This window comes from Pseudomonas sivasensis, from assembly GCF_013778505.1.
Classification (GTDB): Bacteria; Pseudomonadota; Gammaproteobacteria; order Pseudomonadales; family Pseudomonadaceae; genus Aquipseudomonas; species Aquipseudomonas sivasensis.
Window position 1 is genome coordinate 67,233 of the sequence record NZ_JAAOWU010000021.1, and the last position, 26,637, is coordinate 93,869.

The 26,637-nt window shown below is 58.2% G+C and carries 25 protein-coding genes, 1 tRNA gene and 1 pseudogene; 17 read left to right on the forward strand and 10 right to left on the reverse strand.

The window, feature by feature from the left end; all coding sequences use genetic code 11:
- Window positions 1-3 precede the first annotated feature (3 nt).
- On the reverse strand, window positions 4-561 hold the full coding sequence (locus tag G9Q84_RS25455) for a helix-turn-helix domain-containing protein (RefSeq protein ID WP_032886635.1): 558 nt from the start codon (window positions 559-561) through the stop codon (window positions 4-6).
- Window positions 562-727: 166 nt separating this feature from the next.
- Here G9Q84_RS25455 and G9Q84_RS25460 point away from each other — a divergent pair, with 166 nt between their 5' ends.
- A complete protein-coding gene (locus G9Q84_RS25460; protein WP_032886633.1) occupies window positions 728-1,036 on the forward strand; it encodes an RcnB family protein in 309 nt (102 codons plus the stop codon).
- 76 nt (window positions 1,037-1,112) lie between these two features.
- Window positions 1,113-2,306 carry an MFS transporter gene (locus G9Q84_RS25465; RefSeq protein ID WP_181644280.1) on the forward strand — a complete coding sequence of 398 codons (1,194 nt, stop codon included), beginning with the start codon at window positions 1,113-1,115 and terminating at the stop codon, window positions 2,304-2,306.
- Here the strand turns inward: G9Q84_RS25465 and G9Q84_RS25470 are convergent.
- Window positions 2,269-2,541, reverse strand: coding sequence for a DUF1652 domain-containing protein (locus tag G9Q84_RS25470; RefSeq protein WP_032886630.1), 273 nt, complete (start codon window positions 2,539-2,541; stop codon window positions 2,269-2,271). The genes G9Q84_RS25465 and G9Q84_RS25470 overlap by 38 nt on opposite strands.
- Window positions 2,542-2,644: 103 nt before the next feature.
- Complete coding sequence (locus G9Q84_RS25475) at window positions 2,645-4,141, reverse strand: PAS domain S-box protein (RefSeq protein WP_095186527.1); 1,497 nt, start codon at window positions 4,139-4,141, stop codon at window positions 2,645-2,647.
- Window positions 4,142-4,336: 195 nt separating this feature from the next.
- On the opposite strand from G9Q84_RS25475, the gene G9Q84_RS25480 reads away from it, so the two are divergent.
- Window positions 4,337-5,305 (forward strand): hypothetical protein, encoded by a 969-nt coding sequence (locus G9Q84_RS25480; protein ID WP_032886629.1) that lies wholly within the window; start codon window positions 4,337-4,339, stop codon window positions 5,303-5,305.
- A gap of 364 nt (window positions 5,306-5,669) precedes the next feature.
- Here G9Q84_RS25480 and G9Q84_RS25485 read toward each other — a convergent pair whose 3' ends face one another.
- The gene (locus G9Q84_RS25485; RefSeq protein ID WP_181644281.1) at window positions 5,670-6,839 is read right to left on the reverse strand and encodes a hypothetical protein; all 1,170 of its coding nucleotides are present in this window, start codon (window positions 6,837-6,839) and stop codon (window positions 5,670-5,672) included.
- 14 nt (window positions 6,840-6,853) lie between these two features.
- Window positions 6,854-7,741, reverse strand: a complete 888-nt coding sequence (locus tag G9Q84_RS25490) for a nitrilase family protein (RefSeq protein ID WP_099603168.1) — start codon at window positions 7,739-7,741, stop codon at window positions 6,854-6,856.
- Between the two features lie 644 nt (window positions 7,742-8,385).
- Between G9Q84_RS25490 and G9Q84_RS25495 the strand changes: the two genes are divergently transcribed.
- The 7 genes from G9Q84_RS25495 to G9Q84_RS25525 all read left to right on the forward strand — a co-directional run bounded on the left by G9Q84_RS25495 (window position 8,386) and on the right by G9Q84_RS25525 (window position 18,307).
- Window positions 8,386-8,730 carry an FKBP-type peptidyl-prolyl cis-trans isomerase gene (locus G9Q84_RS25495; protein WP_181644282.1) on the forward strand — a complete coding sequence of 115 codons (345 nt, stop codon included), beginning with the start codon at window positions 8,386-8,388 and terminating at the stop codon, window positions 8,728-8,730.
- A 15-nt stretch (window positions 8,731-8,745) separates the two neighbouring features.
- Window positions 8,746-9,339: a GNAT family N-acetyltransferase gene (locus tag G9Q84_RS25500; RefSeq protein ID WP_181644283.1), complete on the forward strand. Its 594-nt coding sequence runs from the start codon at window positions 8,746-8,748 to the stop codon at window positions 9,337-9,339.
- Window positions 9,340-9,781: 442 nt separating this feature from the next.
- A complete protein-coding gene (gene mgtA / locus G9Q84_RS25505) occupies window positions 9,782-12,487 on the forward strand; it encodes a magnesium-translocating P-type ATPase (protein WP_095186521.1) in 2,706 nt (901 codons plus the stop codon).
- Between the two features lie 16 nt (window positions 12,488-12,503).
- Entirely contained in the window at window positions 12,504-13,220 is a 717-nt protein-coding gene (locus G9Q84_RS25510; protein WP_032886625.1) for an MgtC/SapB family protein, read from the forward strand.
- Between the two features lie 281 nt (window positions 13,221-13,501).
- Window positions 13,502-14,131, forward strand: a complete 630-nt coding sequence (locus G9Q84_RS25515) for a response regulator transcription factor (protein WP_032886624.1) — start codon at window positions 13,502-13,504, stop codon at window positions 14,129-14,131.
- A gap of 1 nt (window position 14,132) precedes the next feature.
- The gene (locus G9Q84_RS25520; RefSeq protein WP_181644284.1) at window positions 14,133-17,750 is read left to right on the forward strand and encodes a transporter substrate-binding domain-containing protein; all 3,618 of its coding nucleotides are present in this window, start codon (window positions 14,133-14,135) and stop codon (window positions 17,748-17,750) included.
- 134 nt (window positions 17,751-17,884) lie between these two features.
- Window positions 17,885-18,307, forward strand: a complete 423-nt coding sequence (locus G9Q84_RS25525; RefSeq protein ID WP_032886621.1) for an ANTAR domain-containing protein — start codon at window positions 17,885-17,887, stop codon at window positions 18,305-18,307.
- Here the strand turns inward: G9Q84_RS25525 and dkgB are convergent.
- The 3 genes from dkgB to G9Q84_RS29565 all read right to left on the reverse strand — a co-directional run bounded on the left by dkgB (window position 18,304) and on the right by G9Q84_RS29565 (window position 20,835).
- Window positions 18,304-19,122 (reverse strand): 2,5-didehydrogluconate reductase DkgB, encoded by an 819-nt coding sequence (gene dkgB / locus G9Q84_RS25530; protein ID WP_181644285.1) that lies wholly within the window; start codon window positions 19,120-19,122, stop codon window positions 18,304-18,306. The genes G9Q84_RS25525 and dkgB overlap by 4 nt on opposite strands.
- Before the next feature lie 172 nt (window positions 19,123-19,294).
- Window positions 19,295-20,359 (reverse strand): 3-deoxy-7-phosphoheptulonate synthase, encoded by a 1,065-nt coding sequence (locus G9Q84_RS25535; protein WP_181644286.1) that lies wholly within the window; start codon window positions 20,357-20,359, stop codon window positions 19,295-19,297.
- A gap of 341 nt (window positions 20,360-20,700) precedes the next feature.
- Complete coding sequence (locus G9Q84_RS29565) at window positions 20,701-20,835, reverse strand: hypothetical protein (protein ID WP_256585361.1); 135 nt, start codon at window positions 20,833-20,835, stop codon at window positions 20,701-20,703.
- Window positions 20,836-20,981: 146 nt separating this feature from the next.
- On the opposite strand from G9Q84_RS29565, the gene G9Q84_RS25540 reads away from it, so the two are divergent.
- The gene (locus tag G9Q84_RS25540; protein ID WP_032886618.1) at window positions 20,982-21,731 is read left to right on the forward strand and encodes a carbon-nitrogen hydrolase family protein; all 750 of its coding nucleotides are present in this window, start codon (window positions 20,982-20,984) and stop codon (window positions 21,729-21,731) included.
- A complete protein-coding gene (locus G9Q84_RS25545; protein WP_122681482.1) occupies window positions 21,732-22,157 on the forward strand; it encodes a GNAT family N-acetyltransferase in 426 nt (141 codons plus the stop codon).
- 35 nt (window positions 22,158-22,192) lie between these two features.
- Here G9Q84_RS25545 and G9Q84_RS25550 read toward each other — a convergent pair whose 3' ends face one another.
- Entirely contained in the window at window positions 22,193-22,432 is a 240-nt protein-coding gene (locus tag G9Q84_RS25550) for a DNA-binding protein (protein WP_032886615.1), read from the reverse strand.
- A gap of 82 nt (window positions 22,433-22,514) precedes the next feature.
- Between G9Q84_RS25550 and G9Q84_RS25555 the strand changes: the two genes are divergently transcribed.
- The 5 genes from G9Q84_RS25555 to G9Q84_RS25575 all read left to right on the forward strand — a co-directional run bounded on the left by G9Q84_RS25555 (window position 22,515) and on the right by G9Q84_RS25575 (window position 26,227).
- The gene (locus G9Q84_RS25555; RefSeq protein ID WP_032886614.1) at window positions 22,515-22,880 is read left to right on the forward strand and encodes a helix-turn-helix domain-containing protein; all 366 of its coding nucleotides are present in this window, start codon (window positions 22,515-22,517) and stop codon (window positions 22,878-22,880) included.
- A gap of 151 nt (window positions 22,881-23,031) precedes the next feature.
- Window positions 23,032-23,673 (forward strand): response regulator transcription factor GacA, encoded by a 642-nt coding sequence (gacA, locus tag G9Q84_RS25560; RefSeq protein WP_032886613.1) that lies wholly within the window; start codon window positions 23,032-23,034, stop codon window positions 23,671-23,673.
- Between the two features lies 1 nt (window position 23,674).
- Window positions 23,675-25,498, forward strand: coding sequence for an excinuclease ABC subunit UvrC (gene uvrC / locus G9Q84_RS25565; RefSeq protein WP_095186526.1), 1,824 nt, complete (start codon window positions 23,675-23,677; stop codon window positions 25,496-25,498).
- A gap of 32 nt (window positions 25,499-25,530) precedes the next feature.
- The gene (pgsA, locus tag G9Q84_RS25570; RefSeq protein WP_032886611.1) at window positions 25,531-26,091 is read left to right on the forward strand and encodes a CDP-diacylglycerol--glycerol-3-phosphate 3-phosphatidyltransferase; all 561 of its coding nucleotides are present in this window, start codon (window positions 25,531-25,533) and stop codon (window positions 26,089-26,091) included.
- 60 nt (window positions 26,092-26,151) lie between these two features.
- A tRNA-Gly gene (locus G9Q84_RS25575) sits at window positions 26,152-26,227 on the forward strand.
- A gap of 249 nt (window positions 26,228-26,476) precedes the next feature.
- On the opposite strand, the pseudogene G9Q84_RS25580 reads toward G9Q84_RS25575, so the two are convergent.
- Window positions 26,477-26,637 (reverse strand): annotated as a pseudogene (locus G9Q84_RS25580) (acetyl-CoA carboxylase biotin carboxylase subunit); the annotation flags it as partial.

The following is a 26,637-nucleotide window of genomic DNA, read 5'->3' on the forward strand; positions in this document are numbered from 1 at the left end:
CTCCTAGTTGTAAACCCACAACACGCGGGCGGGCAGGTCAGTCAAGTTGGCGTAGCGGCAATGGGCAAAGCTGGCGAGGTGGAAGCTGTCGCCAGGGCCGAGGGTGACCGAATCGGCCTCGCCTTCGACCCACAGTGTTAATTCACCCTCCAGCACAAAACCGGCCTGCTCGGCGCGGTCGCTCATGGTCTGCTCACCACTGTTGGCACCGGGAGCAAGCAGGCTGTCGAGCATCGAAAACGCGCCGTTCATGCTGGGGGAGACCAGGATGTCGGTGATGCCATTGGCGTAATACACCGTGCGCCGCTCGTTGGGGCGCGTGATCCAGTCAATGGCCTTGGGTTTGGGCTGGCTGTAGAAGTACGTGGTGGGCACGTCGAGGGCGTGGCTGATGGCAGTGAGGTCCGCCACGGTCGGACGTGACAGGCCGCGTTCCACCTGTGACAGAAAGCCTACCGAACGCTCGATCTTTTGCGCGAGTTGGGCGAGGGTCAGCTTCTTGTGCTTGCGCAGGTCGTGGATCAGGATCGCCAGGGCGTCGAGTTCTTCTTGCTGGTTCATGAAATTTATATCGAGAAATTTCATGAAAAATTACAGGTTTTATTTCATGGAGGCAATGGGGGCGGTGAAGTCGTCGGTAGATGTCTTTAAGCCGCGTTCTTTGCTGAATGATTGCGAACCCTCGCGGTCCGAACCTGGGTACGTGTCATTAATTGAAGGAGCACCCATGAAGTCTAAAACCCTAGCTGCCTGCCTGTTGGTCGCCGCCAGCCTGTCCACCGCCAGCTTTGTGGTACAGGCCGGTGATACGCCTCAGGAAACTGTGCAACCTTCCAACATCAACACCCGTGACCTGAAAGAAGGCGATCGCGCGCCGGATATTCTGATGCGCAAGGAGTCGGCCGTGAGCGACTGGAAAAAGCGCGGTCTCAAGCAGCCCGAGGACGAAAGCCAATGGGCGCGGGTGGGCGATAAATACGTACTGCTCAAGACCACCAACGGCACCATTCTGGAGATCACACCCGTCAAGAAGTGACCCTCCTTTTTGCCTTGTTCTTGCGTTAAGGTAGCCGACCGCAATGGTCGCGTTACCTTCAAAGAATGAGAGCAGGATGCTTGCCACAATAAGAAACTACCCCCGCACCGTTAACCTGTTGCTGAGCGCCACGTTGCTGCTGACGCTGGCCAAGGCGATTACGTTTCCCTACTTGGTGATCTACCTCACCCATCATTTCACCCTCGACATCACGCAAGTTGGCCTGGTGATCGGCAGCTCGTTGATTGTCGGCTCGCTGCTCAGCGTGTATGGCGGTTTTCTGGTCGACCGCATCAACAGCTATCGGTTATTGCTCTGGATGAGCGTGCTGTTTGTGCTGGGGTTTATTGGTACGCTGGTGGCGCAGAACATCTGGACGTTTTATAGCTGCCTGATCCTGATCAACCTTGCGTACGCGGTCATCGATATTGCGGTGAAGGCCGGCTTTGCGAGCCTGCTGCCGGAAGACGCGCGCAGCGAAGTGTTTTCCATCAAGTACACCCTTACCAACATTGGCTACGCGGTCGGGCCGTTTTTCGGTGCGATGGTGGCGAAGATGGATATCAGCCTGCCGTTTATGTTATCGGCGCTGCTGGGGGCGGGGTTTTTCCTGCTGTATTGGCGCTGGGGCGATCGCACGTTAACCACAGTGGACGTGGCGCAAAAGCCGGTGTCGTTTCTTGCCGTTGGCCGTGTATTGCTGCAGGACCGTCGGCTGGTGTGCTTCACGATGGGCGGTGTGCTCAGTGCAGTCGTGTTCGGCCAGTTCACGGCCTACCTGTCGCAGTACCTGGTGATCACCACCACAGCGCAACACACTTACACCGTGATCAGCGCCGTGCTCACCACCAACGCGGTAATGGTGATCGCTTTGCAATATGTGATCGGCCGGCGCATATCACACCGTCATTTGAGCCAGTGGCTCATCTTCGGCTTGAGCATGTTCATGTTGGGGCTGATCGGCTTTGCGCTGTCCACCAGCGTGGTGTGGTGGGTCCTGGCAATGGCGGTGTTCACGGTGGGGGAGATTATCGTGTTCCCGGCCGAATACATGTTTATCGACCGGATTGCCCCGGACCATTTGAGGGGCATGTACTACGGCGCGCAGAACCTGTCCAACCTCGGCGCAGCCCTGGGGCCGGTGTTGTGTGGGCTGGTACTGGCCAACCTGCCGGCCCACACGATGTTCTACATGCTGGGGATGTTTATCGTGGCCGGCGGTGTGTTCTATTTCATTGGTTCGTCGTTGAAGGGAAGTCATTCAGCGTGAGCTTGCCCATGGTGTTGCACTGCAGTTCGTAGCGCAGTTCTTCCACCATTTTTTCCACTTCTATCGGGGTCTGCAGCCGGTTGGTGCTGATCCCGGTAACCACCAGATCAACCCGGCCGGTATCGGCGTCGTAGACCTTGAGGGTCAAGGACGCATCCCGGCACAGGGTGAACTCGCAGGTCAGTGGCGACAGGCCTTCTTCGATGCAATTTCGCAGTTGGGCGAGGGTAAACATGCGTGTTCCTTCAGGGCATCCAGTTCGATGCCTTGAAGGTTATTGCTTACGCCGCCCCGCCATAAGTTGAATTCGCACTAGCTGCACTAGTGCATTTGCACTGTCAGGGCTTGTTTTTCAGGCGCAGTTCACTCGCGAACAGCCCGCGTTCGCGGGCCCAAACGATGGCCGCGCTGCGGCTGTGCACCCCCAATTTGGAGTACACCGTGGCCACGTGGTTGCGCACGGTGTTGGGCGCCAGTTTCAGGCGTGAGGCGATCTCTTTGTCGGCCAGTCCTTCACAGATCAAGCCCAGCACATCGCGCTCGCGGGCGGTGAGGTCGGTGAAGTTGACGTTAGGCAGGTTGGGGCTGTTGACGCTCTTGGCGTTAGCCAGCTTTTCGATCAGGGTCTGGCTGAACCAAGAGGCGTCCTGCATCACTTCCTCGATGGCCGCCACCAACTCCAGTTCCGAGCGCTTGCGTTCGGTGATGTTCATCAGCACCAGCAGGTAGCAGGGCACGTCCTGGATGATCACGGTGTCGGCGGAAACCACGCAGTCGATCACTTCGTTGCCCTTTTTGCGCACCTTGAGGTCCTGGCCATCCAGGTTGCCGGCTTTTTCCAGGGTGGTGAACAACTGTGTGCCTGCCTGGGGGCTGTCGATAAAGTCGATGTCTTCGATGGACTTACCGATCAGTTCTTCGCTGATATAGCCAGTGATGTTCATAAAGGCTTCGTTGACGTCCACCACCTGGCGGTTAGCGGCGTTACACACCAACGTGGGCACCGGCGTAAGGCGGAACGACTTGGCGAAACGTTCTTCACTTTGGCGCAGGGCCACTTCGGCCTTGCGTCGAGGCTCAAGGTCGGTGAACGAAAACAGCATGCAGTCTTCTTCGTTCATGTCCAGCGGCTGGCCGGCGACGATCACCAGTTTGCTGCCGCCTTCGGGCAGTTTCAGTTCGGCCTGCATCTGCGGGATGGTCGCGCCTTCGCCCAAGCGCTGGATGGCCAGGTCTTTGCGCTCTGCCTGCTCCAGCACATCCAGTTCATACACGGACTTGCCGATGACCTGGTCGCGGTTGTGGCCGGTCATCTCCAAAAAGCCCTGGTTGACCTTGATGTAGCGCAGGTCGCTCAAGCGGCAAATCACCGCGGGCGCGGGGTTGGCGTTGAAGGTTTTTTCGAAGCGCTGCTCGGCGCTGGCCCATTCGGTGGCGTCGCTGAGGATCAACACCAGTAACTCCGGCTCGCCGTGGGAGTCAGTGATCACAAGGCTGCGCAGGCGGTGGACCCAGGTTTTGTCCGGCTCGGCGATGGGCGTGACTTCCACCACCACGTCGCTGAATTCATCGCCTGCCGCCGCGCGGGCCAATGGGTAACTATCCGGCTGTACGGGATGGTTATTGCGATAACGCAGGGTAAAACGCTCGGCGTAGGCCTGGGCGTTCGCACCCAGTGCCTCCACGTCATCCACACCGTGCATGGTCAGCGCGGCTTCATTGGCCCACAGGATGGTCTGGTCGACTTCCGCGAGGATAATCCCATCGGAGAGCCCGGAGATAATCTGCTGCAGTTGGCGGCGGTTGGTTTCTTTGGCAAGTACATCCTGGGTCATGATTTCTCCGGTGTAGGGGCGCATGGACGTACGACATCCTGCCTTCACGATAGTGCAAAGAAACTGAGTACGGGGGAGTGCGAATGCACCAGGCGCACTGGTGCATTTGGGCCATGACTGAACGTATGTCGTTTCGCCAGACTCCATCCATCAAGGCATTTCGCCTTGCCTCAACAACATGTGAAGGACCTCTGTATGACCACTGTCTATGAAACCAATCGCTCGTTGTTTCGTGTGTCCTGGAGCTCGGTGCTCGCCGGTAGTGCAATTGCCCTGGTGACCTACCTGGTCCTCAGTGTGTTGGGCACTGCCATCGGTGCCAGTGCGGTTAACCCGATGCAAGCCGGTAACCCGCTGAGCGGTTTCGGCACGGGGGCCGGGATCTGGCTGTTTGTCTCCACATTACTTGCCATCGGTGTGGGTGCCTTCGTTGCCGGCCGCACGGCCCCGGATCGTGGCGGCCTGCACGGCGTGCTGACCTGGACCGTCACCACCTTGCTTACCACCTGGCTGTTGGCAGGCTTGGCCGCCAGTGTGGTTGGCACCGCCGGTAACGTGGTTGGGAAAGGCTTGTCTGCTGCCGGTAGCGGGATTGCCGCCGCCGCGCCTGGCATCAGCGATAGCGTCAAGCAGCAACTGAACGAGCAGGGCATCCAGCTGGACTGGAAAAGCCTGCAAGGCGAACTGGACACCTTGCTCAAGCAAAGCGGCAAGCCTGAGCTGGACCCGGCCAATGTTGAGCAGAAAACCGACCAGGCTGCCGCCGATGGCAAGCAGACAGCGACTACCGCAGCGACCGATCCTGCCCAGGCCGGCGATGCGCTGAAGCAGTGGTTTGAGCGCGTCAAAGCCTCCGGTGAGCCAGCGCTTAACGCGGCTGACAAAGAAGCCTTGGTCAATATCGTTGCTGCCCGTACCGGCAAGAGCAAGGAAGAAGCCACACAGATCGTCGACAACTATGCCCAGGCTTATCAGCAAGCCATGCAGAAGGTTGACGAGCTGAAACAGCAGGCTGAGCAGAAGGCCCGTGAAGCAGGTGAAGTCGCGGCCAAGCAATTGTCCCGCGCGGCCTGGAGTACGCTGGCGATGCTGTTGCTGGGTGCGGCGTTGAGCTTCTTTGTAGGGCGCATGGCATTGACTAACCGTCGCGTGCCGTTGGCTTAAGGCCGGCGATAAGGTGGCAGGGACGCCGCTTTACGGGTTAAAGCTACGCTCGACCTGATGGTGATGCGCGTAAACGGGCTACCTTTTTACGCGCATCACGCAAAGGTGACTTTAGAGCGCAAGCGAAGTCGTCTGACTGATACTTCTCTTTTGTGCAGGCGCGTTCGCAGATGTATGCGGGGCACTATGCGAGGTGCAAGGATGCTTGGGGTGAGGTTCAGGAGTCGATGTTGGCAATGGCTTTAAAGGGTTGCTGTTATCCCTATGGCAAGCGGGTACGCTCACTCGCCACAGGGTATTGCTTGAAGCGTACTTGCTTAATGCGGCCGCATGCATTTCGGCAACCGATCGACCCCCACGTCCGTCAAGTTCCCAACCATCCCACTACCGGCACAATCATCAACGTACTCAATGCCATCGACATCACATTGCCGATGTACGGATGAAAGTGAGCAGGCAACTTAGATGCGATGGCACAGGCCAATGGTGGTGCGATCAGTGCGCCGAGCATTGCACTAGAGCCAATCACCATCCAACTGCCACCATGGGTAAGTACGGCTGCGGGTACCACAGATACCAACGGAACATAGGTTGGATACCAACCCCGCTTGATCCATTGGCGTCGCCAGATCACGACCCCGATGGCAGAAGTCAGTGCCTGCGCACCTAGCAAGTGTAGAAGCAAGCCTGAACCATAGGCCGGACTCATGGGGTTGAGTGCATAGGCGAGCAATACCCCGGCTAACAGCCCGAGGCTGGCTAGCTCATTCCCGAAAAACGGTGCTTCGGAAAAGTCCGCCAACACGCGGCGCAGGCTCCAGATTACGCCATACGATTGCGGTGGAGCGGGCGATGGCCTGGTTGGGGCTATGTAGTTTGAACGCACCAACGAGGGCACCCGGCGACACAGTGCAAACGCGATAACGCTTCCAGACGCCATTCCAAGCACATTGCCGATAACTGCCGGCAATCCCAATGGAATGCACACGAAATTGACGATCAGTAGGCACGCCGGTGTAACCAGCAACGCGCCCAGCACCGCACCATTGAGTGCGACTTTCCAACCCCCGCCAAACATCAACACCATCGCGGCTGGCAACGAAACAAACGCCGCAAATGTTGGCTGCCAGGTTTCGGCGGTGACGCTCCAACCCCACAGCACGTTGCTTAGCAGCAACCCGATCAAAGAACTTGTTATCAGCCAAGGCCATAATCCGCTGCCATAGCAAATGGAAAAACCCTGCCAGGCTTTTTCGCGCTTGCTCGCCCACCATGCAAGGTAAGCGCCGCTCAACAGGCCAAGTGATGCAAGTTCATGTTTATAGAAGGCAACCTCGCTGATATCTCCCACTACCCACCGCAACCAGGCGGCCGGATGGGGGAAGCCTGTAATCATCTCGCTGTATCCCGGCCAGGAGCCTCGATGGCTGAATACGACCCACAGCACCAGCGAGCTGACGATCAAGCCTACGATGAGAACCGTAGTATCGGCTCGTGAGCCAGTTAAGGTTTTTTTGGCAAATAAGGTTTCCATGGCATGCCCTCTTTTCAGCGAGGCAGGGCAGAGTGTTTGGAATATCCGAGCATCTGATCGTAAAGATCATGGCGTCGGTCTCTTTGCAGATCGTTGAGACTGTTCCAGATCGGTGCGCTGCGGGCGCTGGTGATGTCGATATCGGCGAACAAAATCTCCTGACGATTTGCCGATGCTACTGCGCCGATCGGCCAGCCATTGGTTCCTGCGATCAGCGAGCATCCAAGGTAGCGCGCATCCCGCTCTTCACCGATGCGGCTGGCGGCAGCGATAAACACGTTGTTCACATGGGCTGCTGTCATCGTCAAATACGACGCCATGCACTTTCCGGCGTCATCGAAAAGAGGTGGTGGCGTCCACACCCAGTTGTTCAGACTGCAAATGATATCGGCACCTTGCTGACTGAGAATGCGCGGTACCTCTGGGAACCAGATGTCCCAGCAAATCAGCAGGCCGATGCGACCAATCGGCGTTTCGAATACCGGAAATCCTGTATCTCCAGGGGTGAACCAGAGTTTTTCCAGGTTCCACAAATGGGCCTTGCGGTACTTGCCTATAAACCCACCGGGACCTATCAATACCGCTGTGTTGAACAGCTGCATCCCGTCGATCTCGCTAAGACCGGCCACCAGATACACGTTGTGCTGACGGGCAAAATCTATCCACTCCCGCATGCTCTGCCCGCTGGGTACCGTCTCCGCATGATCAAAGGCGTCTTGGCGACTGCTGAAGAAGTACCCGCAGTTGGAAAGCTCGGGCAGTACTATCAGATTGGCACCGCCGTTTGCTGCTTCGGTGGCCAGCACGAGGCTCTGGCGTAGGTTTTCACTTCGATTGCGCACGCCCACCTGAGGATCGAACTGAATGACGGCGACGCGGGCAGGGCTTGTTGGTTCGCTCATGGAGGTGACCTCTTATTGTTATGCAACCAACGTTGGTTGGATGTTTATAAAAGGCGATGAGATGTTTGGAGAAAAGTCGGATGGTTCCTGCTGCGTTGTAGTTAAGTTCTCTAACTCTGATTTAGCGGTCTGTGCTGAAACCCCACTCCGAGGAATAAGTCCTTGAAGGGAGAACGGTTGTAGCCAAGCAACTGATCCGCACGACGCGGAGTACGTTGGCGCAAAGGCTTTTTGTGGAGAGGGAGCAAACTCCCTCTCCACGGAGGCCGATTGTGCCTTTAGCGCGGCTGCATACACTCCAGTGACCGATCCACCATCACACTGGCCATGTCCGCCGGGTGCATGGCGGAAAGCATCAGCGTTTGTGAGTACCGTCCAGTTGATCACCAGCCTTCTGTGCTGCAACGGTGGCGCAACGCAGCACATTGCTGGCGTGGGTCAGGGCGTTTTCGAAGCTGAGGTCTGGGGTGGTGGTGAAAAATTGCAGTTCTGGGGCGGGCGAGGACGATTTGGTCCATGGGTTTAACCCCAGATCTAAATGGTTCCCACGCAGAACATGCGGGCGTTCAGTGGTTCTCTTGCACTTGCCAATCCCACCCAATTCTGGGAAAAACCCACCCTCTACGCCTTCAACGAGAACCCCCATGAGCAACAACGAACTCCAGATCACCGACACCCGGCCTGGCACCGGCAAAGCCGTCGTCAAGGGCGCGCTGATCACCACTCAATACACAGGCACCTTGGAAGATGGCACGGTGTTCGATTCGTCTTGGGAGCGGGGCAAGCCGTTCCAGTGTGTGATCGGTACCGGTCGTGTCATCAAAGGTTGGGACCAGGGCTTGATGGGCATGCAGGTGGGTGGTGTGCGTACGTTGCACGTGCCGGCGCATCTGGCTTATGGCGAGCGCTCCATGGGCGCGCATATCAAGCCCAACAGCAATCTGCGCTTTGAGATCGAGTTGTTGGAAGTACTGACGCGGGATGAATGAGAAGAGTCGAGCGATATGGATATCAACTGCACCATCAAGGACGTTTATATAGTTGAACTGGGGGCCGGCGATGAGGCTGAGCTCCAGCGTTTTTTTGAGCGGGCGCCGGATTACTTCATGGCGGTTAACGGCGAGCCTGCCAGGCCAACCGAAGCGCACGAAGCGTTGCAGAACCAGCTTCCCCCGGGCTGGCGTTGCAGCCGGATCTACTGGTTGGGTTATCGCGGTGCGGACGGGCAACTGGTCGCCGTGGTGAATATTGCGGCCGATTTGCTCGCAGATGGCGTATGGCATATCGGTCTGCTGCTGGTGGATGCCCGTTTTCATGGCACTGGACTGGCGCAGCAGGTGCATGCGGATCTTCAAGCGTGGGCGATCGAAAATGGCGCTCGGTGGCTGCGGCTGACAGTGGTTGTTGGCAATTCCAAGGCCGAGCGTTTCTGGCCGAAGCTCGGCTATGTCGAGGTGCGCACCCGCGAGGGAATCAGGATGGGCCGCCAGGTGAACCATGTGTCGATCCAGGTCAAGGTTCTGGCCGAAGGGCAGCTTGATGGGTATCTGGCATTGGTTGCCCAGGATCGCGCCCTCCCACATTTTGATCCTCAGTGAGCTCAGGAAAACGCCTACCTGAACCCATCCTGAAGAATCTTCTTATTCATCATGCGGAAACTTTCCTACGGTTTACTCTCCTGAAGTCGGGGCGTAAGCTTCGCGCGTTTTCATCAATAGCGGAGACCCTCAGTGGGTACTTGTTCGAGTGACAGTAGTCGGCCGGTTTCGGTAACCGGCATAGGCTTGGCAAGGTAACGCGCATTTATCCGATGCCGTTGTCTCGCCATCAAAGCGAGAAGCGGCATCCCGACAGCGGCCAGTTCTGGTGCTGTCTCGATCCTCTTTCATCGACGCTGACCAGCACCTGAGTGACCTCAGGATGCTACGGACGCGCCTGCCTTTTGCGGCGGGCGGGCCAAGCTGACTGCGCCTGTCTGACAGGCGTGGTGCGCAGCGGCAGTACCTGCACGACGGTTTTTCCTCGCGCAGGAGTAACACCATGAACCTCACTCTGTTGAAAGAGTTCTTCGCCGGCTTCCTGCGGACCCGGCACATCGCCCGGCACTTCCGTCGCCTGGCCATGCTCGAAACCGTCACCGACGCCAGCGTCAGCCGCGAAGTGCCGCCGACCCTGGCGCAAACCCTGGTGGCCGCAGCCAACAGCAGCACCACGCAATTGCTCGGCACGTTGGGCAGTCATGCCGAGGGCTTGAACACCCAGGAAGCCGATGCCCTGCGTGTGCAACACGGCCTCAATGAAGTCGAGCACGAGCAGCCGCTGCCGTGGTGGGTGCATCTGTGGCACTGCTACAAAAACCCCTTCAACCTGTTGCTGACCTTGCTGGCGGTGATCTCCTGGCTGACCGAAGACATGAAGGCCGCCACGGTGATTTTCTCCATGGTGGTGCTCTCGACGCTGCTGCGTTTCTGGCAGGAGGCCAAGTCGAACAAGGCTGCCGATGCCTTGAAAGCCATGGTCAGCAACACCGCCACGGTGCTGCGTCGTGATGAGGCCAAGCGCGTCGAGTTGCCGATCAAGCAGTTGGTGCCCGGCGACCTGATCGTGCTGTCGGCCGGCGACATGATTCCCGCCGATTGCCGCGTGCTCAGTGCCAAGGACCTGTTTGTGAGCCAGGCGGCGATGACCGGTGAGTCGATGCCGGTGGAGAAGTTCGCCCAGCATCAGGACGCCAATACCCGCAATCCTCTGGATCTGGACAACATCCTGTTCATGGGCACCAACGTGGTGTCCGGTGCGGCGACGGCGGTGATCCTGACCACCGGCAACAACACCTACTTCGGTGCCCTGGCCCAGCGCGTGACCGCCACTGATCGCGCTACCACCTCGTTCCAGCATGGGGTGAACAAAGTCAGTTGGTTGCTGATCCGCTTTATGTTTGTGATGGCGCCGTTGGTGCTGTTTATCAACGGCTTCACCAAGGGCGACTGGACCGAGGCGCTGCTGTTCGCGCTGTCGATTGCCGTGGGGCTGACCCCTGAAATGCTGCCGATGATCGTCACGTCCACCCTGGCCAAGGGCGCGGTGTTTTTGTCGCGCAAGAAGGTCATCGTCAAGCGCCTGGACGCGATCCAGAACTTCGGCGCGATGGACGTGCTGTGCACTGACAAGACCGGCACCCTGACCCAGGACAAGATTTTCCTGGCGCGCCATGTGGATGTGTGGGGTGAAGAATCCGACGACGTATTGGAAATGGCCTACCTCAACAGCTACTACCAGACTGGCCTGAAGAACCTGCTGGACGTGGCGGTGCTGGAACATGTGGAGGTGCATCGCGAGCTTAAAGTCGGCACCGCCTTCCATAAGGTCGACGAGATCCCATTCGACTTCAACCGCCGCCGTATGTCGGTGGTCGTCGCCGAGCAAGGCTTGCCGCACCTGCTGATCTGCAAGGGCGCCGTGGAAGAGATCCTCTCGGTGTGCAACAGCGTGCGCCATGGCGATACCAATGAAGCACTCACCGATGAGCTGTTGGCGCGCATTCGCCAAGTGACCGCAGCGTTCAACGAAGAAGGCCTGCGTGTGGTGGCCGTGGCTGCGCAACCGATGGAACCTGGGCGCGACACCTACAGCTTGGCAGATGAGAACAACCTGACATTGATCGGCTATGTGGCCTTCCTCGACCCGCCCAAGGAAAGCACCGCGCCTGCGCTGAAAGCCCTGAAAGCCCACGGTGTTGCGGTCAAAGTACTGACCGGTGATAACGAGCTGGTCACTGCAAAAATCTGCCGCGAAGTGGGATTGGAGCAACAAGGTCTGTTGATGGGCAACGACATCGAAGACATGACCGACGCTGAGTTGGCCAGGGCCGTGGAAACCACCAATGTGTTCGCCAAGCTGACGCCCAGCCATAAGGAGCGCATTGTGCGCCTGCTCAAGGCCAACGGGCATGTGGTGGGTTTCATGGGCGACGGCATCAACGATGCACCGGCGCTGCGCACGGCGGACATCGGTATTTCGGTGGACAGCGCGGTGGACATCGCCAAGGAAGCGGCCGACATCATCCTGTTGGAAAAGAGCCTGATGGTCCTGGAGGAGGGCGTGCTGGAGGGCCGCCGCACTTTTGCCAACATGCTCAAGTACATCAAAATGACCGCCAGCTCCAACTTCGGCAACGTGTTCTCGGTGCTGGTGGCGAGTGCGTTTATCCCGTTTCTGCCGATGCTGCCGATGCACCTGCTCGTGCAAAACCTGCTGTATGACATTTCCCAGATTGCGATCCCGTTCGACCACGTCGATGACGAGATGCTGGCCAAGCCGCAACGCTGGCAGCCGGGGGATGTGGGGCGCTTCATGCTGTTTTTCGGGCCTATCAGTTCGATCTTTGACATCACCACGTTCGCACTCATGTGGTACGTGTTCGATGCCAACACACCAGACCATCAGACGCTGTTCCAGTCGGGCTGGTTTGTGGTGGGGCTGCTGACCCAGACGCTGATCGTGCACATGATTCGCACCCCGAAAATCCCGTTCCTGCAAAGCCGTGCGGCGATGCCGTTGATGGTGATGACGGGCGTGATCATGGCCGTGGGGATCTTCCTGCCAATGGGCCCGCTGGCGCACTACTTCAAATTACAGGCGCTGCCGTCGCTGTACTTTGTGTTTTTGCCGGTGATCCTGCTGGCGTACATGGCGCTGACCCAAGCGGTGAAGGGCTACTACATCCGTAAGTTTGGCTGGCAATGAATAGGGAAGCTCTCCTATGCAAGCAATCAACAACATCAACCTCAACTCCCTGATTGACACCCTGGTCAGCCTCACCGCCGCGTTTATCCTCGGTGGCCTGATCGGTTTCGAGCGCCAGTACCGGCAGCGCACGGCGGGCCTGCGCACCAATGTGCTGGTGGCGGTGGGGGCAGCGATTTTTGTCGACATGGCCAACCGACTCGGTGGCGCGGAAGGCGCGGTGCGAGTGGTTGCGTATGTGGTGTCGGGCATCGGCTTTCTTGGTGCCGGCGTGATCATGCGCGAAGAAGGCAATGTGCGTGGCCTCAATACCGCCGCCACGCTGTGGGCGTCGGCGGCCGTGGGGGCGTGTGCCGGTGCCGACCTGGTGCTCGAAGCGTTGCTGGGCACGCTGTTTGTGCTGGCGGCCAATACCTTGCTGCGGCCAATCGTCAATAACATCAACCGCCAGCCGCTGGATGTGGTGTCGGCGGAAGTCACCAACATCCTGTATGTGATTGCCCGACGTACCCAGCAAACCGCGGTATTGGCGTTGCTGGAATCCGAACTCGCGCGCTGTAACTACCCTGCCAGTGATGTCGACGTGCGTCCGTTCGGCACCGAGGAGGTGGAAATCGAAGCCACACTGGCGGTGACGTCGGTCGACGGTGACGAGTTGGACGCCCTGGTGGTGCGGATTTCCAGGTCGACGCTGGTGGTACAGGCCTTCTGGAGCCCGAGTACCACCGAGTAACGTTCGATGACTCAACCTTGCTGTGCCGAGGAAAAGTCCTACATTTAGTCGAGATTATCCCTTCATTGGAAAAAACAGTCGGTTGTTAAGGTTGCGCGCTTGCGCCTGCTCAGGAATCAAGGCGCGGCTTTACGTGTTTACTGTTTTTTTCAAAAGGAGGGGCCTTTACTGCCTGAGTTGTCGTAGGGAGTAATCAGCACCGTTTGTCGGAACTGTTACTTTTCACAGGTAGTTGGGTCTCGCGTGATATGTAAGCGTACTGATCTTCTCAGGGGAGTCTTATGAGCAACAAAGCTTTAATAGTGGATGACCACCCTTTTATACGCGCCACCGTCAAATATCTGCTGAAGCAGGAGGGCTTCGACAAAATCTACCAGGCGGGTAACGGCGCTGACGCCATGCAGATTGCTCGCGAAACCCGCCCTGACCTAATCATTCTTGACCTGGCGATGCCTAAGCTCGGTGGGTTGGAGGTGATCAGCCGGATCAAGGCGCTGGAGCTGCCTTGCAGGATCCTGGTGCTGACCTCTTATCTGGCGGTGTTCTTTTCGACTCGTTGCATGCGCGCTGGTGCGATGGGGTTTGTCGCCAAGACAGGTGAACTTGATGAGCTGCAGAAGGCGATCAGGGCGATCAGGTCTGGCTACAGTTGCTTCCCCAGCCTGCCCACCAGTTCGGTGCGTCGCGACGATTTGCAGTCCACTGAGCAGGAGTTGGTGGCGGCGCTGTCTGACCGCGAATTGACGGTGTTGCAAAAGCTGGCGCTGGGCCTGGGTAACAAGGAGATCGCCGAGGACATGCTGTTGAGCCATAAGACCATCAGTACCTACAAAACGCGGCTCAAGGAGAAGTTGCGCATGTCCTCGGTGGTTCATCTGTCCAAGTTTGCCCAGCGCAATCATCTGATCTGAAATGATTACCTCCCGGCTGGCGAAACACGCGGCCATCCTGCTGATGGGGCTGTTGCCTTGGGCGGCGATGGCCATCGAAGCACCCCGCGACCTGAGACTGCTGGGTCACTCCACTTTTGCAAACCCTTCTGTAGTGTTGGACGAGGCCGACTGGCGCTGGCTGCGCGAGCGGCGCACGCTGTCGATGGGCGTGTCGGCCCCTGATTTCGCCCCCTTTGACCTGAGCAGCAACAACGATGAATTGGAGGGCATTACCGCAGACTATGCGGCACTGGTCGCCCAGGCACTGAATGTCTCGATCGACGTGAAGCGGTACGACACCCGCGATGAGGTGATCGATGCCCTCAAGGCCGGCGAGGTAGATTTTGTGGGGTCGGCCAATGGCTATGAGGCGGCTGACTCGGAGTTGGTACTGTCCCGTTCTTACGCCAATGACCAACCTGCGCTGGTAACGCGCGCAGGGGAAAGCCAGGCGCTGAAAGCTGACCTTTCGGGTAAGCGCGTGGCGATGCTCTACCACTACATGCAGCCCGACGCCGTTCAGACGTTTTATCCCAATGCACAGTTGCTCTTATTTGCCTCGGCCTTCGAAGCCATAGGTGCTGTCGCGTTCGGCCAGGCCGATGTGTACCTGGGGGACGCTATTAGCACTCGTTATCTGATCAACAAGAACCACCTCAACAACGTGCGCATGGCGGATTTTTCCGCACTGGAGGTCAACCCTTTCGGGTTCGCATTCGCCAAGGACAATACACGCCTGTTGGGCATCATCAACGCTGCTTTGGCCGACGTTCCGGCCAGCCAGCAGCTGGAAATCCTACGTCGTTGGAGTGCCGGTGGCAGCGGGTTTCTGGAGGCGGATCAGCTGCGCTTGAGTGAAAGCGAGCAACGCTGGCTGGAGAAGAACCCTCGGGTGAAAATCGCGGTGCTCGACAAGTTTGTGCCGCTGTCTTTTTTCAACGGGCAGGGGCAATTCGAAGGCTTGAGCGCCGAAGTACTGTCGCGCATCAGTTTGCGCACAGGCTTGAAGTTCGATGTAGAGCGCGGCAGTTCGCTGCCCGCGCAAATTGATCAGGCCAGCGCGGGTCGTGTGGACATGCTGGCGGTCGTCACCCCGAGTGCCGAGCGGTCCGAAAAGATCCGTTTTACCCGACCTTACCTGTCCAACCCCTATGTATTGGTGGTGCGTGCCGACGACGAGCAACTGGTGACCCTGGAAGATATGCCCGGCAAGCGCCTGGCAATCGTTAGCGGCGACAGCCTGGTCGCACAAATCGCCAAGGACTATCCCAATATCGGGTTTGTCGACGCGCAGAACCCTGAGCAGGCAATGGAATGGGTGGCGAATGGCAGCGTCGATGCGACGGCGGTTTCGCTGATCAGCGCGCGCTACATGATCGCGCGCCATTACCTTAAACGTTTGCGTATCACCAGTACGGTCGGGAGGGAGCCTGCGCGGATTACGTTTGGAGTCAACCGCAGCGAACTGGAGTTGTACTCGATCCTCGACAAGGCATTGTTGAGCATTTCACCCGAAGAAATGGATGAGCTGACCAACCATTGGCGCAGCGAGATCATCATCGAAGACAACTACTGGATGCGTCACCGCAATATGATTATCCAAGGGTTCGGCTTAGCCGCGCTGCTGTTGCTGGTGACGCTGGGCTGGGTGTTCTACCTGCGTAATCTGATTCGCAAACGCGCCCAGGCCGAACGTGCTTTGAGCGACCAGATGCGTTTTATGAGTGTGCTGATTGATGGCACGCCGCACCCCATTTATGTGCGTGATCGCCTGGGTCGCTTGATGGCCTGCAATAACGCCTATCTCGATGTATTCGGGTTCAAGTTGGAAGACGTCATCGGTAAAACAGTGGTGGAAACCGATACAGGTAACCCGCCCCAGGCTCGTTCGTTTCATGCCGATTATTTGCGTTTGATGGAGTTGGGTGAGCCGCAGATCCATGACCGCGTGCTCAAGGTGCCGGGTGGTGGCGTTCTGACCATTTACCAGTGGATGCTCCCGTACCGCGATAGCAATGGCAGTGTCGTGGGCATGATTGCGGGCTGGGTGGATGTCAGCGAGCGCCAGCGCTTGTTGCGCCAGTTGCAGGAAGCGAAGGAGGAGGCTGACGCGGCCAATCGTGCCAAGACTACGTTCCTGGCGACCATGAGTCATGAAATCCGCACTCCCATGAACGCAGTGATCGGCATGATCGAGCTGGCGCTGAAGAATGCCGAACAGGGCAGGGCTGACCGGGATGCGCTGGAGGTCGCGTCGGTGGCGTCCCGGGGCATGCTGGAGTTGATCGGCGATATTCTCGACATTGCACGGATCGAATCCGGCCACCTTTCCCTTAGCCTGGAGCCAGCCAATCTGCACGAACTGTTGGCCTCCGTGGCGCGGGTGTTTGAGGGGTTGGCGAGGGACAAGGGCCTGTTGCTGCGAGTGGAACTTGACCCTTTGATAGATCGACCCGTGATCGTCGACCCGCTGCGCTTCAAGCAGGTGGTGTCCAATTTATTGGGCAATGCGATCAAGTTCACCGCCTCCGGTCAAGTGTCGCTGGGCGCCCAGGGCGTACCTGTGTTGGACAGTGACCAACTGAACGTGCGGTTGTGGGTGGAGGATTCGGGCATTGGCATCAGCGCCGAAGACCAGCAGCGCTTGTTCAACCCCTTTATCCAATGCAGTAATAATGAGCAGCCAGGGCGAAGTGGGTCGGGTCTGGGGTTGGTGATCAGCCGTAACCTGTGCGAGATGATGGGCGGTCAACTGCATTTGAGTAGCGTGCTGGGCAAGGGCACGCGAGTGGACGTGACATTGGCGCTTGCGATGACCACCGCCCTGCCGGTCTCTGCACCGGTCCCGCATATACCGCCTGCCCGTGGGTTAAACATTCTGGTGGTGGATGATTACCCAGCCAACCGCTTGTTACTGGCTCGACAACTGAGTTTTCTGGGGCATCGCATCACTTCGGCAGAGGACGGTGCACAAGGATTTGCACTGTGGCAGGCCGGACATTTTGATGGCGTGATCACCGATTGCAATATGCCCTTCAAGGACGGTTACGCGTTGGCGCGTGACATTCGTGCACAAGAGCACCAGCTTGGGTTGACGCCGTGCCTGTTACTTGGGTTCACCGCCAACGCACTGCCGCAAGAGGCTGAACGCTGCCGGCAAGCAGGCATGGACGGTTGCCTGTTTAAACCTACCGGCCTTGAGGACTTGCGCTTGGCCTTGGCATCACGGACCGCCGGAGTCGCCACGGATAACGCCGGAGCAGCGTTTGATTTAAGCCCGCTGCTCACGCTGACGCAGGGCGATGACGATGCTCTCAGCGAGCTGCTGACGCCTTTGCTGGACAGCCTCGAAGAGGACCGTGCTTTGCTGTCGACGCTGAAAGGGCAAGGCGCTTTCGCCAAGCTTCACGACCTGGCTCATCGTGTCAAAGGAGGCGCGCGCTTGGTCAAGGCTGAAGTGCTGACCTCCTGCTGCGAGACCTTGGAGGGCGCATGTGAGCGGCGTGATAGGGGGGCGTTGGACGCTGCAGTTGAGTCCGTAGACGCGGCCATCGAACAGTTGCAGCACAGCCTGAGTCGTTATGGCAATCAGGCTTGACTGAGGAGGAGGGCCATTCGGTTGATTTGGGAGAACTCCTACGCGAAGCGGGAATATGCCTGATTTTGTCTTCGGGATATGTCTGGAAAATAGGCGGCGCTCACTGACGAGCGCTGCCTGCCCAGGTGTTTGCCATGCCGAACAAAGCACTGACCATCCTGATTGCTGATGAACAACACCTGCAACGGTTGTACATCGAAAAAATGCTCAATCAGTTGGGGTACCACCGGATCGTGCCGGTACAAACCTTCGAAGAAGTCCAGATACTCACGGCTATCCCAGCCGAACCCTTTGACGTGCTGATTATCAGCGCGGGTTTGATAACCCATGGCTGCGGGCCCCAGCCCCAGGTGCGCCATGTACTGGTCTACGATCACCTGGATTTGGGGGCACCCTGCGGCGCAACATCGGCGGTGGTGGTACGGCTTCCCGGTGTGCCGGACAACGTTAATCTCGAACATTTCATGGACATTATCGACCCACCCGAGGCCACGGTCGGCCTGCGGGTGTTGCCGTGGCTGCGCGAATTATCGCGCAAAACGGTGGCGGGGGTTTAGTCCCACTTCGGCGCGATGCCCTTGGGGCTGGTCAAGCGGTGGCCACGTTCCAGCCCGGCAATCTGCGCCATATCGGCAGGGCTCAAGGTCAGCTGCATGGCCTTGAGGTTGCTTTCCAGATTGGCGTGGTTGGTTGACGATGGGATGACCGCGTAACCCAACTGCATGGCCCAGGCCAGGGCGACTTGTGCCGGGGTGGCTTCGTGGTGCTCCGCGATCTGCTGGATCACGGGATCTTTGAGCACTTCGCCGTAAGCCAGAGTCATGTATGAGGTGATCTGGATACCGTTGGCGGTGGCAAAATCCACGACGTGCTGGTTTTGCAGGTAGGGGTGCAGTTCGATTTGGTTGGTAGCGATGTGCTCGGCGCCCACGGCTGCGATGGCCTGCTTCATCAGGTCGATGGTGAAGTTGGAAATACCAATCTGGCGCGTCAGGCCCATGCGTTTGGCTTCCAGCAACTGCCCCATGAACTCGGCGACGGGCACTTGGTCTTCCGGCGATGGCCAGTGGATCAGGGTCAGGTCCAGGTAATCGGTCTTGAGCTTGCGCAGGCTTTCCTTGAGGCTTGGGATCAGTTGGCCTTCGGCGAAATTGGCGATCCAGATCTTGCTGGTGATAAACAGCTCATCCCTTGGGATGCCACTGTCGGCGATAGCTTGGCCGACGTCTGCTTCGTTCTCGTAGATTTGCGCGGTGTCGATGGCGCGGTAGCCCAGTTCAAGGCCGGTGCTGACGGAGTCGATCACCACTTGGCCTTGCAGGCGAAAGGTGCCGAGGCCGAAGGCGGGGACTTTTTGCGTGAGGATAGACATCAGTAACTCCATTAGGGTTGTAGGCAATGGAGTCAAGTATCCCCTCGTCGTTCCTTCGCAAACACAGTCGAATCCGAAAAGGACTCTTGACTGAATGTCACGAATGGCAAGTGTGTGGGGGCTGGGGCATGAGGCGCTGTACCCACTGTAGCAGCGCCTTGAACGATCAATCTTAAGCGCGCAGGCGCTCGGCAGCCGCTCGCAACAACTGCTCGGTGGAGGTCCAGCCCAGGCAGCCGTCTGTCACTGACACACCGTATTTCATCGAAGGGCTCAACGGCTGGCAGCCTTCGAACAAATGGCTTTCGAGCATCATGCCGATCAGCGAGGTGTCACCCTGCAAGCGTTGCTCCAGCACGTCATTGAAGACGGCCGGCTGACGCAGTGGATCCTTGCCGCTGTTAGCGTGGCTGCAATCGACCATGATCCGTGGCATGACCTTGGATTGGGTCAGGCCGTGCTTCACCTCTGCCACGCTCTGAGCATCGTAGTTCGGCCCACGGTGACCACCGCGCAGCACCAGGTGGGTATCGGGGTTACCTGAGGTCTGAATGATGGCCGGGTGGCCCTGGCTGTCGACGCCGAAGTGACGGTGCGGATGGGACGCCGAACGCATGGCGTCACAGGCAATCGCGACGCCGCCGTCGGTGCCGTTCTTGAAGCCCACGGGCATGCCCAGGCCGCTGGCCATTTCGCGGTGGATCTGCGATTCCGTGGTGCGCGCGCCAATCGCCACCCAGCTGAGCAGGTCATCGAAGTAGCCGGCGGCCATGGGTTGCAGCAGTTCAGTGGCGACGGGCAGGCCCAGGCGTAGCATCTCGCGCATCAGTTCGCGTGACAGGGTTAAACCGGTGGCCATGTCATCACTGCCATCCAGGCGAGGATCGTAGGCCAGGCCTTTCCAGCCGATCGTCGTGCGTGGTTTTTCGACGTAGGCGCGGATCACCAGCAACATCTGGTCACTGACCTCAAGGGCCAGTTTCTTCAGGTTGCGGGCGTATTCCATGGCCGATTCCGGGTCGTGGATCGAGCATGGGCCGACGATCACCAGCAAGCGGGAATCTTCGCCATTGAGGATGGCGCGCACGGCTTGGCGATGGGCGTGGATCTGTTCAGTGAGGAACGGGCTGAGGGGCAGTTGGTGCTTGAGCTCAAGGGAGCTGGGCAGACGCTGGGTCAGGGTTTCATTGGCGCAAGTCAGAGCGGCAACGGGTAGAGCGGCGACGGAGGAGTTCATATTCATTGCTTCCTGGTCAAGCGGCGGGCTATTCCCGCGCGCTTGGCCTACTGGGGTGTTCGACAATTGGCCGTATCGGCTACGTGTGTTGGCTTGCCACCAATAGGTGACCGATCGGAGGCGGCAGGCTGTCCCGAGCGGAGCTTGCTAAATCGCCATGCAGTGCAAGTGTCGTAGCGGTAATAGGTGGCGTAGTTCATGTCGTGATTCCTTTAAGTGTTCTTGACCAAGTTGAAAAGTGTATGGAGGCCTGAAAAACAAAACCCCCGGTCGGGGAGCCGACCGGGGGTTAGATTTCTCTGGTAGGCGACCCCTTGAGTAGTGGGCGCCGATTTCAGGTATCAGGCGCGCCAGTGGCTAAACCAATACCCAAAATAAAAGCTGACCAGTGCGCTCGAACCGTTCACACGGGTAGCCGACACCGAGCGCTGGGCGCTGGCAGCAGGGCAAACCTGAGTGTGGGTGAGTTGCAACATGGTGTGTCTCCAAATGATGGTCGGAGCTTACTAGAGGCAAGCAGGGAGATTCAATCAGTAATTTCTATTGTGTGGGGGTACTTACGGCTATGGGGTGAGTGCCGATATGCTGGTCACACTCACATACCGATTGCTTGGACGCGACCATGACTGCCTTCAGCCTTGCTGCTGCTCAATCCATTTCCATTGCGGGCGATGTGCCGGCCAACATCGAACGCCATCTGGCATTTATGCGTGCTGCAGCGGAGCAGGGGGTGCAATTGCTGGTGTTCCCCGAGCTGTCGTTGACGGGCTATGAGCCGTCGCTGGCTGCTGAACTGGCGATTGCGCCAGAGGATCGGGTGCTGGCGCCCTTGCGGGAAATGGCGCAGGAGCTGCGACTGACGGCGGTGGTGGGTATGCCGATCCGACTGGCGCCAGAGGCGGGTGTGTTGATCGGTGCTCTGGTGCTGGGCGCGGACGGCTCCCTGGCGGTCTATACCAAGCAACATCTGCATGACGGCGAAGAAGCCGCGTTTGTCCCAGGGCAGGGCGGTGCTGTTGTTGAATTTGGGGCTGACCGGATTTCACTGGCGGTGTGTGCAGACTTTTCCCACGCCAGTCATCCGCGTGCTGCGGCGCAAGTGGGCGCCACTGTCTATGCCGCCGGTGTGCTGATCAGTGAAGGCGGCTACGCAACTGACAGTGCGCTGCTCCAAGGCTACGCCGCTGAATATGGCTTGCTGGTGTTGATGGCGAATCATGGTGGGCCTTCGGGTGGCTGGGCCTGCGCGGGTCGCAGTGCGATCTGGGCCGCCGATGGCAGTTTGCTTGCTGTTGTGCCCGGGGTAGGGAATGCGCTGCTGATCGCGAGTCGCCACGCCGAGCGTTGGACCAGCCAAGTGATAGCTCTGTAAATGGCCTTTCACCTGCGCGCTGCGACCGACCAGGATCTGCCCTTTGCACGAACGCTGACCCAACAAGCCATGGCCCGCTATTACGTTCAGTACGGGTTGTGGTGGTCCAACGATGGCTTCGACACCGCGTGGGCAGGTCGGGAAAACTGGCTGATTTGCCGGGACGACACCGTTTTGGGGTTTATCAGTCTGAGCCGTGATAGCCGGGCGCTCTACATTCGGGAGTTGCATCTGCTCGAAGACTGTCGCGGGATCGGCGCCGGGAGTTGGGTATTGGCGCAGATGACGCTCAAGGCGCAGGTGCTGGGCCTGTTGCGCCTGACCGTGTTCAAGACGAATCCGGCCAAAAAACTCTATCTGCGTATGGGATTCAATATCGTGGGCGAAGAAGACTACTTCTTGCGAATGGAGCGTGTCTGCAGCTAAACCATGCGTTCAATCCTAATAAGCGCATACTGGCTTCAGGAGTTGACTTCCTGATCGGCGTTTTGGCCATCAGCCTCAGAAAGGATAATCCCTTCTTTCATACCCAAAAGGACCGCTACCTTGTGGGCCTCCCCACGCCGTCCCTTTTTGCGCCCAGCGAGCACTTGATAGGTGGTTGCCGGATCGACGCCATGTTCTCGAGCGAACGCTTGAACTGACTTGCCTTGGTGTTCCAGCCAGGCCTTGGCTTGTGCTGCGGTACGGATTCCGGGCATAGTTCAAAACCGTTCAAGTTTGTTTAAATAAGGGATGAGAGTGTCACCTCTTGGGGTGTGCCAAACAGGATCATACATCCAAATGAGTGGAATCGGTTTGCGTTTGAGGCAAGAAAGGGAGCGACTTGGTCTGTCGCAAAAAGTATTTGGTGAAATCGGAGGCGTTGAAGCCAACGCACAAGGTAAATACGAAAGTGGAGGACGTGCACCTAAAGCGGACTACTTGTCTCGCGTCGCCGCGAGAGGTGTGGATGTGCTGTACGTTTTGACTGGCGCAGCCACGCCGATTCAATTGGAAAACCTGAGCCACATCGAAGAGAAGGTACTCGGGGATTACCGCGCAATGTTCAAGGAAGACCAGGCTGCGATCCGTCGCCTGACCTCTACTTTGGCCGAGCATTCATCCTCGATGAATGGAAAAGCCAAGCCAAACCCCCAGGATTCCTGACGCTTCGCCCAGCAAATTGAGCCATCCGCCTCCCGGCGGGTGGTCGTCGCTTAACCAAACTCCATATATATGACGCGTGCAACTAGGTCTGCGCCTTGGTTTTTTGCTAAGGTGTTCGGCAACCTATAAGACCATTTCGCGAGGTGTCTGCTTGATTAGGGTGCTAGTAGTCGATGACCATGATCTCGTTCGTACAGGCATTACACGAATGCTGGCTGACATCGATGGCCTGCAAGTAGTCGGCCAGGCCGAGTCGGGGGAGGAATCCCTGATTAAGGCCCGGGAGTTGAAACCCGATGTGGTGTTGATGGACGTCAAGATGCCTGGGATCGGCGGTCTTGGTGCAACGACCAAATTGCTGCGCAGCCATCCGGACATCAAAGTCGTGGTGGTGACTGTGTGCGAGGAAGACCCGTTCCCGACACGTCTGCTGCAGGCTGGTGCTGCGGGTTACCTCACTAAAGGGGCAGGCTTGGCGGAAATGGTCCAAGCCATTCGCCTGGTGTTTGCCGGCCAGCGCTACATCAGCCCGCAGATTGCTCAGCAGTTGGCCATCAAGTCCTTCCAGCCTGTCAGCGACTCGCCGTTTGATGCACTGTCGGAGCGGGAAATCCAGATCGCCTTGATGATCGTCGGTTGCCAGAAGGTCCAGACGATCTCCGACAAACTGTGCCTCTCACCCAAGACCGTTAATACCTACCGCTATCGCATTTTCGAGAAGCTCGCCATCAGCAGTGATGTTGAATTGACCCTGCTCGCGGTGCGCCACGGCATGGTGGACGCCAGCGCCTGACATGACCACACCGTTTGATCCGAGTGCCTTTCTCTCAACCTGCAGTGGCCGCCCTGGCGTGTACCGCATGTTCGACAGCGAGGCCCGCCTGCTTTACGTCGGCAAAGCCAAGAACCTGAAAAATCGTCTGGCGAGCTATTTTCGCAAGAGCGGTCTCGCGCCGAAAACTGCCGCCCTGGTAGCGCGCATCGCCCAGGTCGAAACCACCATCACCGCCAATGAGACCGAAGCGCTGTTGCTTGAGCAGACGCTGATCAAGGAATGGCGGCCGCCCTACAACATTCTGCTGCGTGACGATAAATCCTACCCCTATGTGTTTTTATCGGACGGTAATTTCCCGCGCCTGAGCATTCACCGCGGGGCGAAGAAGGCGAAGGGCAAATACTTCGGGCCTTATCCCAGCGCTGGGGCAATTCGTGAAAGCTTGAGCCTGCTGCAAAAAACCTTTTTTGTGCGCCAGTGTGAAGACAGTTTCTACAAGAATCGCACGCGGCCTTGCCTGCAATATCAGATCAAACGCTGCAAGGCGCCCTGTGTGGGCCTGGTGGAGCCCTCGGAGTACGCCGAGGATGTGCGCCATTCGGTGATGTTCCTAGAAGGACGCAGCAATGCGCTCACCGATGAGCTATCGGCAGCCATGGAGCAGGCGGCGAGTACCTTGGATTTTGAGCGGGCTGCGGAGCTACGCGACCAGATCTCCTTGCTGCGCCGTGTCCAGGACCAACAAAGCATGGAAGGTGGCACCGGCGACGTTGACGTGATAGCGGCCTTCGTCAACCCGGGCGGCGCTTGTGTGCACCTGATCAGTGTGCGCGGCGGGCGAGTGCTCGGCAGCAAGAACTTCTTCCCGCAGACCGGTATCGACGAGGAAGTAGCCGAAGTCATGGCCGCCTTCCTGGGCCAGTACTACGTGAGCAGCCCTGAGCGCGACCTGCCGTCGGAGCTGATCGTCAACGTAGTGCACGAAGACTTCCCCACCTTGATCGAGGCGATCCACGAACTGCGTGGCCGCGAGCTGGACATCAGCCACCGCGTACGCGGCACCCGCGCGCGTTGGCAGCAATTGGCGGTGACCAATGCCGAGCAGGCCCTGAGTGCGCGCCTGGCCAACCGACAGCATGTGGCCGCACGTTTCGACGCCCTGGCCGAAGTCCTCAATCTGGACGAGCCACCACAGCGTCTGGAGTGCTACGACATCAGCCACTCCAGCGGCGAGGCCACCGTAGCCTCCTGTGTGGTGTTTGGTCCGGAAGGGCCGATTAAGTCCGACTACCGGCGCTACAACATCGAAGGTGTGACCGCCGGCGATGACTACGCCGCCATGCACCAGGCTCTCACGCGCCGCTTCAGTAAGTTGAAGGACGGGGAGGGCAAGTTGCCGGATATCCTCCTGGTCGACGGCGGCAAGGGGCAACTGTCCATGGCCCGCGACGTGCTTAACGAGCTGGCGGTACCTGACCTGATCCTGCTCGGCGTGGCCAAGGGGGCCACACGCAAAGCGGGTTTCGAGACGTTGTACTTGAATGATGCCGCCCATGAGTTCACTTTGAAGGGCGATTCGCCCGCGCTGCATTTGATTCAACAGATTCGCGACGAAGCTCACCGTTTCGCCATTACCGGCCACCGCGCACGCCGTGGCAAAACCCGGCGAACCTCAACTCTGGAAGGGGTGGCCGGGGTCGGCCCGACGCGACGTCGCGACTTGCTTAAACATTTTGGTGGCTTGCAGGAGCTGTCCCGTGCCAGCATTGACGAGATAGCCAAAGCACCCGGTATCAGTAAAAAGCTCGCTGAGCTGATTTATGCGAATCTGCACAGCGAATAGAATGCCTTTCCACCTCGTAGCCAGTTGTGCCGATGAATATCCCTAATCTGATCACCGTTCTACGCGTCTTGCTTATCCCGATTTTCATTTTGTTGTTCTATCTGCCGTACGAATGGAGCTACTTGGCCTCCAGTTCGGTGTTCGCCTTTGCGGCTGCCACCGACTGGCTTGACGGCTACCTGGCCCGCCGCTTGGAGCAGAGCACGCCTTTTGGCGCGTTCCTGGACCCCGTGGCCGACAAGCTGATGGTGGCTGTCGCTCTGGTCCTGCTGGTGCAAGAGCACGGTAATCTGTGGCTGACACTGCCGGCCGCGGTGATCATCGGTCGTGAGATCGTCGTTTCGGCTCTGCGCGAATGGATGGCCGAAATTGGCGCCCGCGCCCACGTAGCCGTGTCCAACATGGGGAAATGGAAAACTGCCGCGCAAATGCTCGCGCTGGTCATCCTGCTGGCGAACCCGTCGGATTTCTCCTTTTGGGTATTGCTGGGCTACGCCTTGCTGCTTATCGCCGCCGGTCTGACCCTGTGGTCGATGCTCCAGTATCTGCGCGCTGCCTGGCCACATCTGCGCACTACTGTTGAAAAGAAATAAAACTTTTTTGAATCAAGAGGTTGACGGGTGCTCAGGATTCTATAGAATGCGCATCACCAAGCGGGAATAGCTCAGTTGGTAGAGCACGACCTTGCCAAGGTCGGGGTCGCGAGTTCGAGTCTCGTTTCCCGCTCCAAGCATTACGAAAAAGCCACTCAATAGAGTGGCTTTTTTTTGCCTGTGATTTATGGAATGGACGCTTCGGCGTCTTTTTTCGTTTCTGCGCAAAACCACTGTAAACCAGAGTAATCCCGTACGTTTGAGTAGTGTCTTATGGCGTTTTTACGGGGCGCCTGGAAATCGTATGTTGGCTTGCCTCTTCAGGTTACCGGAGGAGCATTGGGTGCTGACTCTCTAACAGGAACTCAGCAACTTTGACGGCTTGTCACCCATGCTGATCCGCCAGTTTGTGTTCCAGATAGTGAATGTTCACACCACCTTCGCAGAAGCCTTCATCACGAACCAGGTCCCGATGCAGCGGGATGTTGGTCTTGATGCCATCAACCACGATTTCGTCCAGGGCGTTACGCATACGGGCCATGGCCT

What these genes read in the sequence shown, in the direction of transcription:
- G9Q84_RS25455 (WP_032886635.1), bottom strand. Translation starts at nt 561, where the DNA reads ATGAACCAGCAAGAAGAACTCGACGCCCTGGCGATCCTGATCCACGAC.
- G9Q84_RS25460 (WP_032886633.1), top strand. Translation starts at nt 728, where the DNA reads ATGAAGTCTAAAACCCTAGCTGCCTGCCTGTTGGTCGCCGCCAGCCTG.
- G9Q84_RS25465 (WP_181644280.1), top strand. Translation starts at nt 1,113, where the DNA reads ATGCTTGCCACAATAAGAAACTACCCCCGCACCGTTAACCTGTTGCTG.
- G9Q84_RS25470 (WP_032886630.1), bottom strand. Translation starts at nt 2,541, where the DNA reads ATGTTTACCCTCGCCCAACTGCGAAATTGCATCGAAGAAGGCCTGTCG.
- G9Q84_RS25475 (WP_095186527.1), bottom strand. Translation starts at nt 4,141, where the DNA reads ATGACCCAGGATGTACTTGCCAAAGAAACCAACCGCCGCCAACTGCAG.
- G9Q84_RS25480 (WP_032886629.1), top strand. Translation starts at nt 4,337, where the DNA reads ATGACCACTGTCTATGAAACCAATCGCTCGTTGTTTCGTGTGTCCTGG.
- G9Q84_RS25485 (WP_181644281.1), bottom strand. Translation starts at nt 6,839, where the DNA reads ATGGAAACCTTATTTGCCAAAAAAACCTTAACTGGCTCACGAGCCGAT.
- G9Q84_RS25490 (WP_099603168.1), bottom strand. Translation starts at nt 7,741, where the DNA reads ATGAGCGAACCAACAAGCCCTGCCCGCGTCGCCGTCATTCAGTTCGAT.
- G9Q84_RS25495 (WP_181644282.1), top strand. Translation starts at nt 8,386, where the DNA reads ATGAGCAACAACGAACTCCAGATCACCGACACCCGGCCTGGCACCGGC.
- G9Q84_RS25500 (WP_181644283.1), top strand. Translation starts at nt 8,746, where the DNA reads ATGGATATCAACTGCACCATCAAGGACGTTTATATAGTTGAACTGGGG.
- mgtA (WP_095186521.1), top strand. Translation starts at nt 9,782, where the DNA reads ATGAACCTCACTCTGTTGAAAGAGTTCTTCGCCGGCTTCCTGCGGACC.
- G9Q84_RS25510 (WP_032886625.1), top strand. Translation starts at nt 12,504, where the DNA reads ATGCAAGCAATCAACAACATCAACCTCAACTCCCTGATTGACACCCTG.
- G9Q84_RS25515 (WP_032886624.1), top strand. Translation starts at nt 13,502, where the DNA reads ATGAGCAACAAAGCTTTAATAGTGGATGACCACCCTTTTATACGCGCC.
- G9Q84_RS25520 (WP_181644284.1), top strand. Translation starts at nt 14,133, where the DNA reads ATGATTACCTCCCGGCTGGCGAAACACGCGGCCATCCTGCTGATGGGG.
- G9Q84_RS25525 (WP_032886621.1), top strand. Translation starts at nt 17,885, where the DNA reads ATGCCGAACAAAGCACTGACCATCCTGATTGCTGATGAACAACACCTG.
- dkgB (WP_181644285.1), bottom strand. Translation starts at nt 19,122, where the DNA reads ATGTCTATCCTCACGCAAAAAGTCCCCGCCTTCGGCCTCGGCACCTTT.
- G9Q84_RS25535 (WP_181644286.1), bottom strand. Translation starts at nt 20,359, where the DNA reads ATGAACTCCTCCGTCGCCGCTCTACCCGTTGCCGCTCTGACTTGCGCC.
- G9Q84_RS29565 (WP_256585361.1), bottom strand. Translation starts at nt 20,835, where the DNA reads ATGTTGCAACTCACCCACACTCAGGTTTGCCCTGCTGCCAGCGCCCAG.
- G9Q84_RS25540 (WP_032886618.1), top strand. Translation starts at nt 20,982, where the DNA reads ATGACTGCCTTCAGCCTTGCTGCTGCTCAATCCATTTCCATTGCGGGC.
- G9Q84_RS25545 (WP_122681482.1), top strand. Translation starts at nt 21,732, where the DNA reads ATGGCCTTTCACCTGCGCGCTGCGACCGACCAGGATCTGCCCTTTGCA.
- G9Q84_RS25550 (WP_032886615.1), bottom strand. Translation starts at nt 22,432, where the DNA reads ATGCCCGGAATCCGTACCGCAGCACAAGCCAAGGCCTGGCTGGAACAC.
- G9Q84_RS25555 (WP_032886614.1), top strand. Translation starts at nt 22,515, where the DNA reads ATGAGTGGAATCGGTTTGCGTTTGAGGCAAGAAAGGGAGCGACTTGGT.
- uvrC (WP_095186526.1), top strand. Translation starts at nt 23,675, where the DNA reads ATGACCACACCGTTTGATCCGAGTGCCTTTCTCTCAACCTGCAGTGGC.
- pgsA (WP_032886611.1), top strand. Translation starts at nt 25,531, where the DNA reads ATGAATATCCCTAATCTGATCACCGTTCTACGCGTCTTGCTTATCCCG.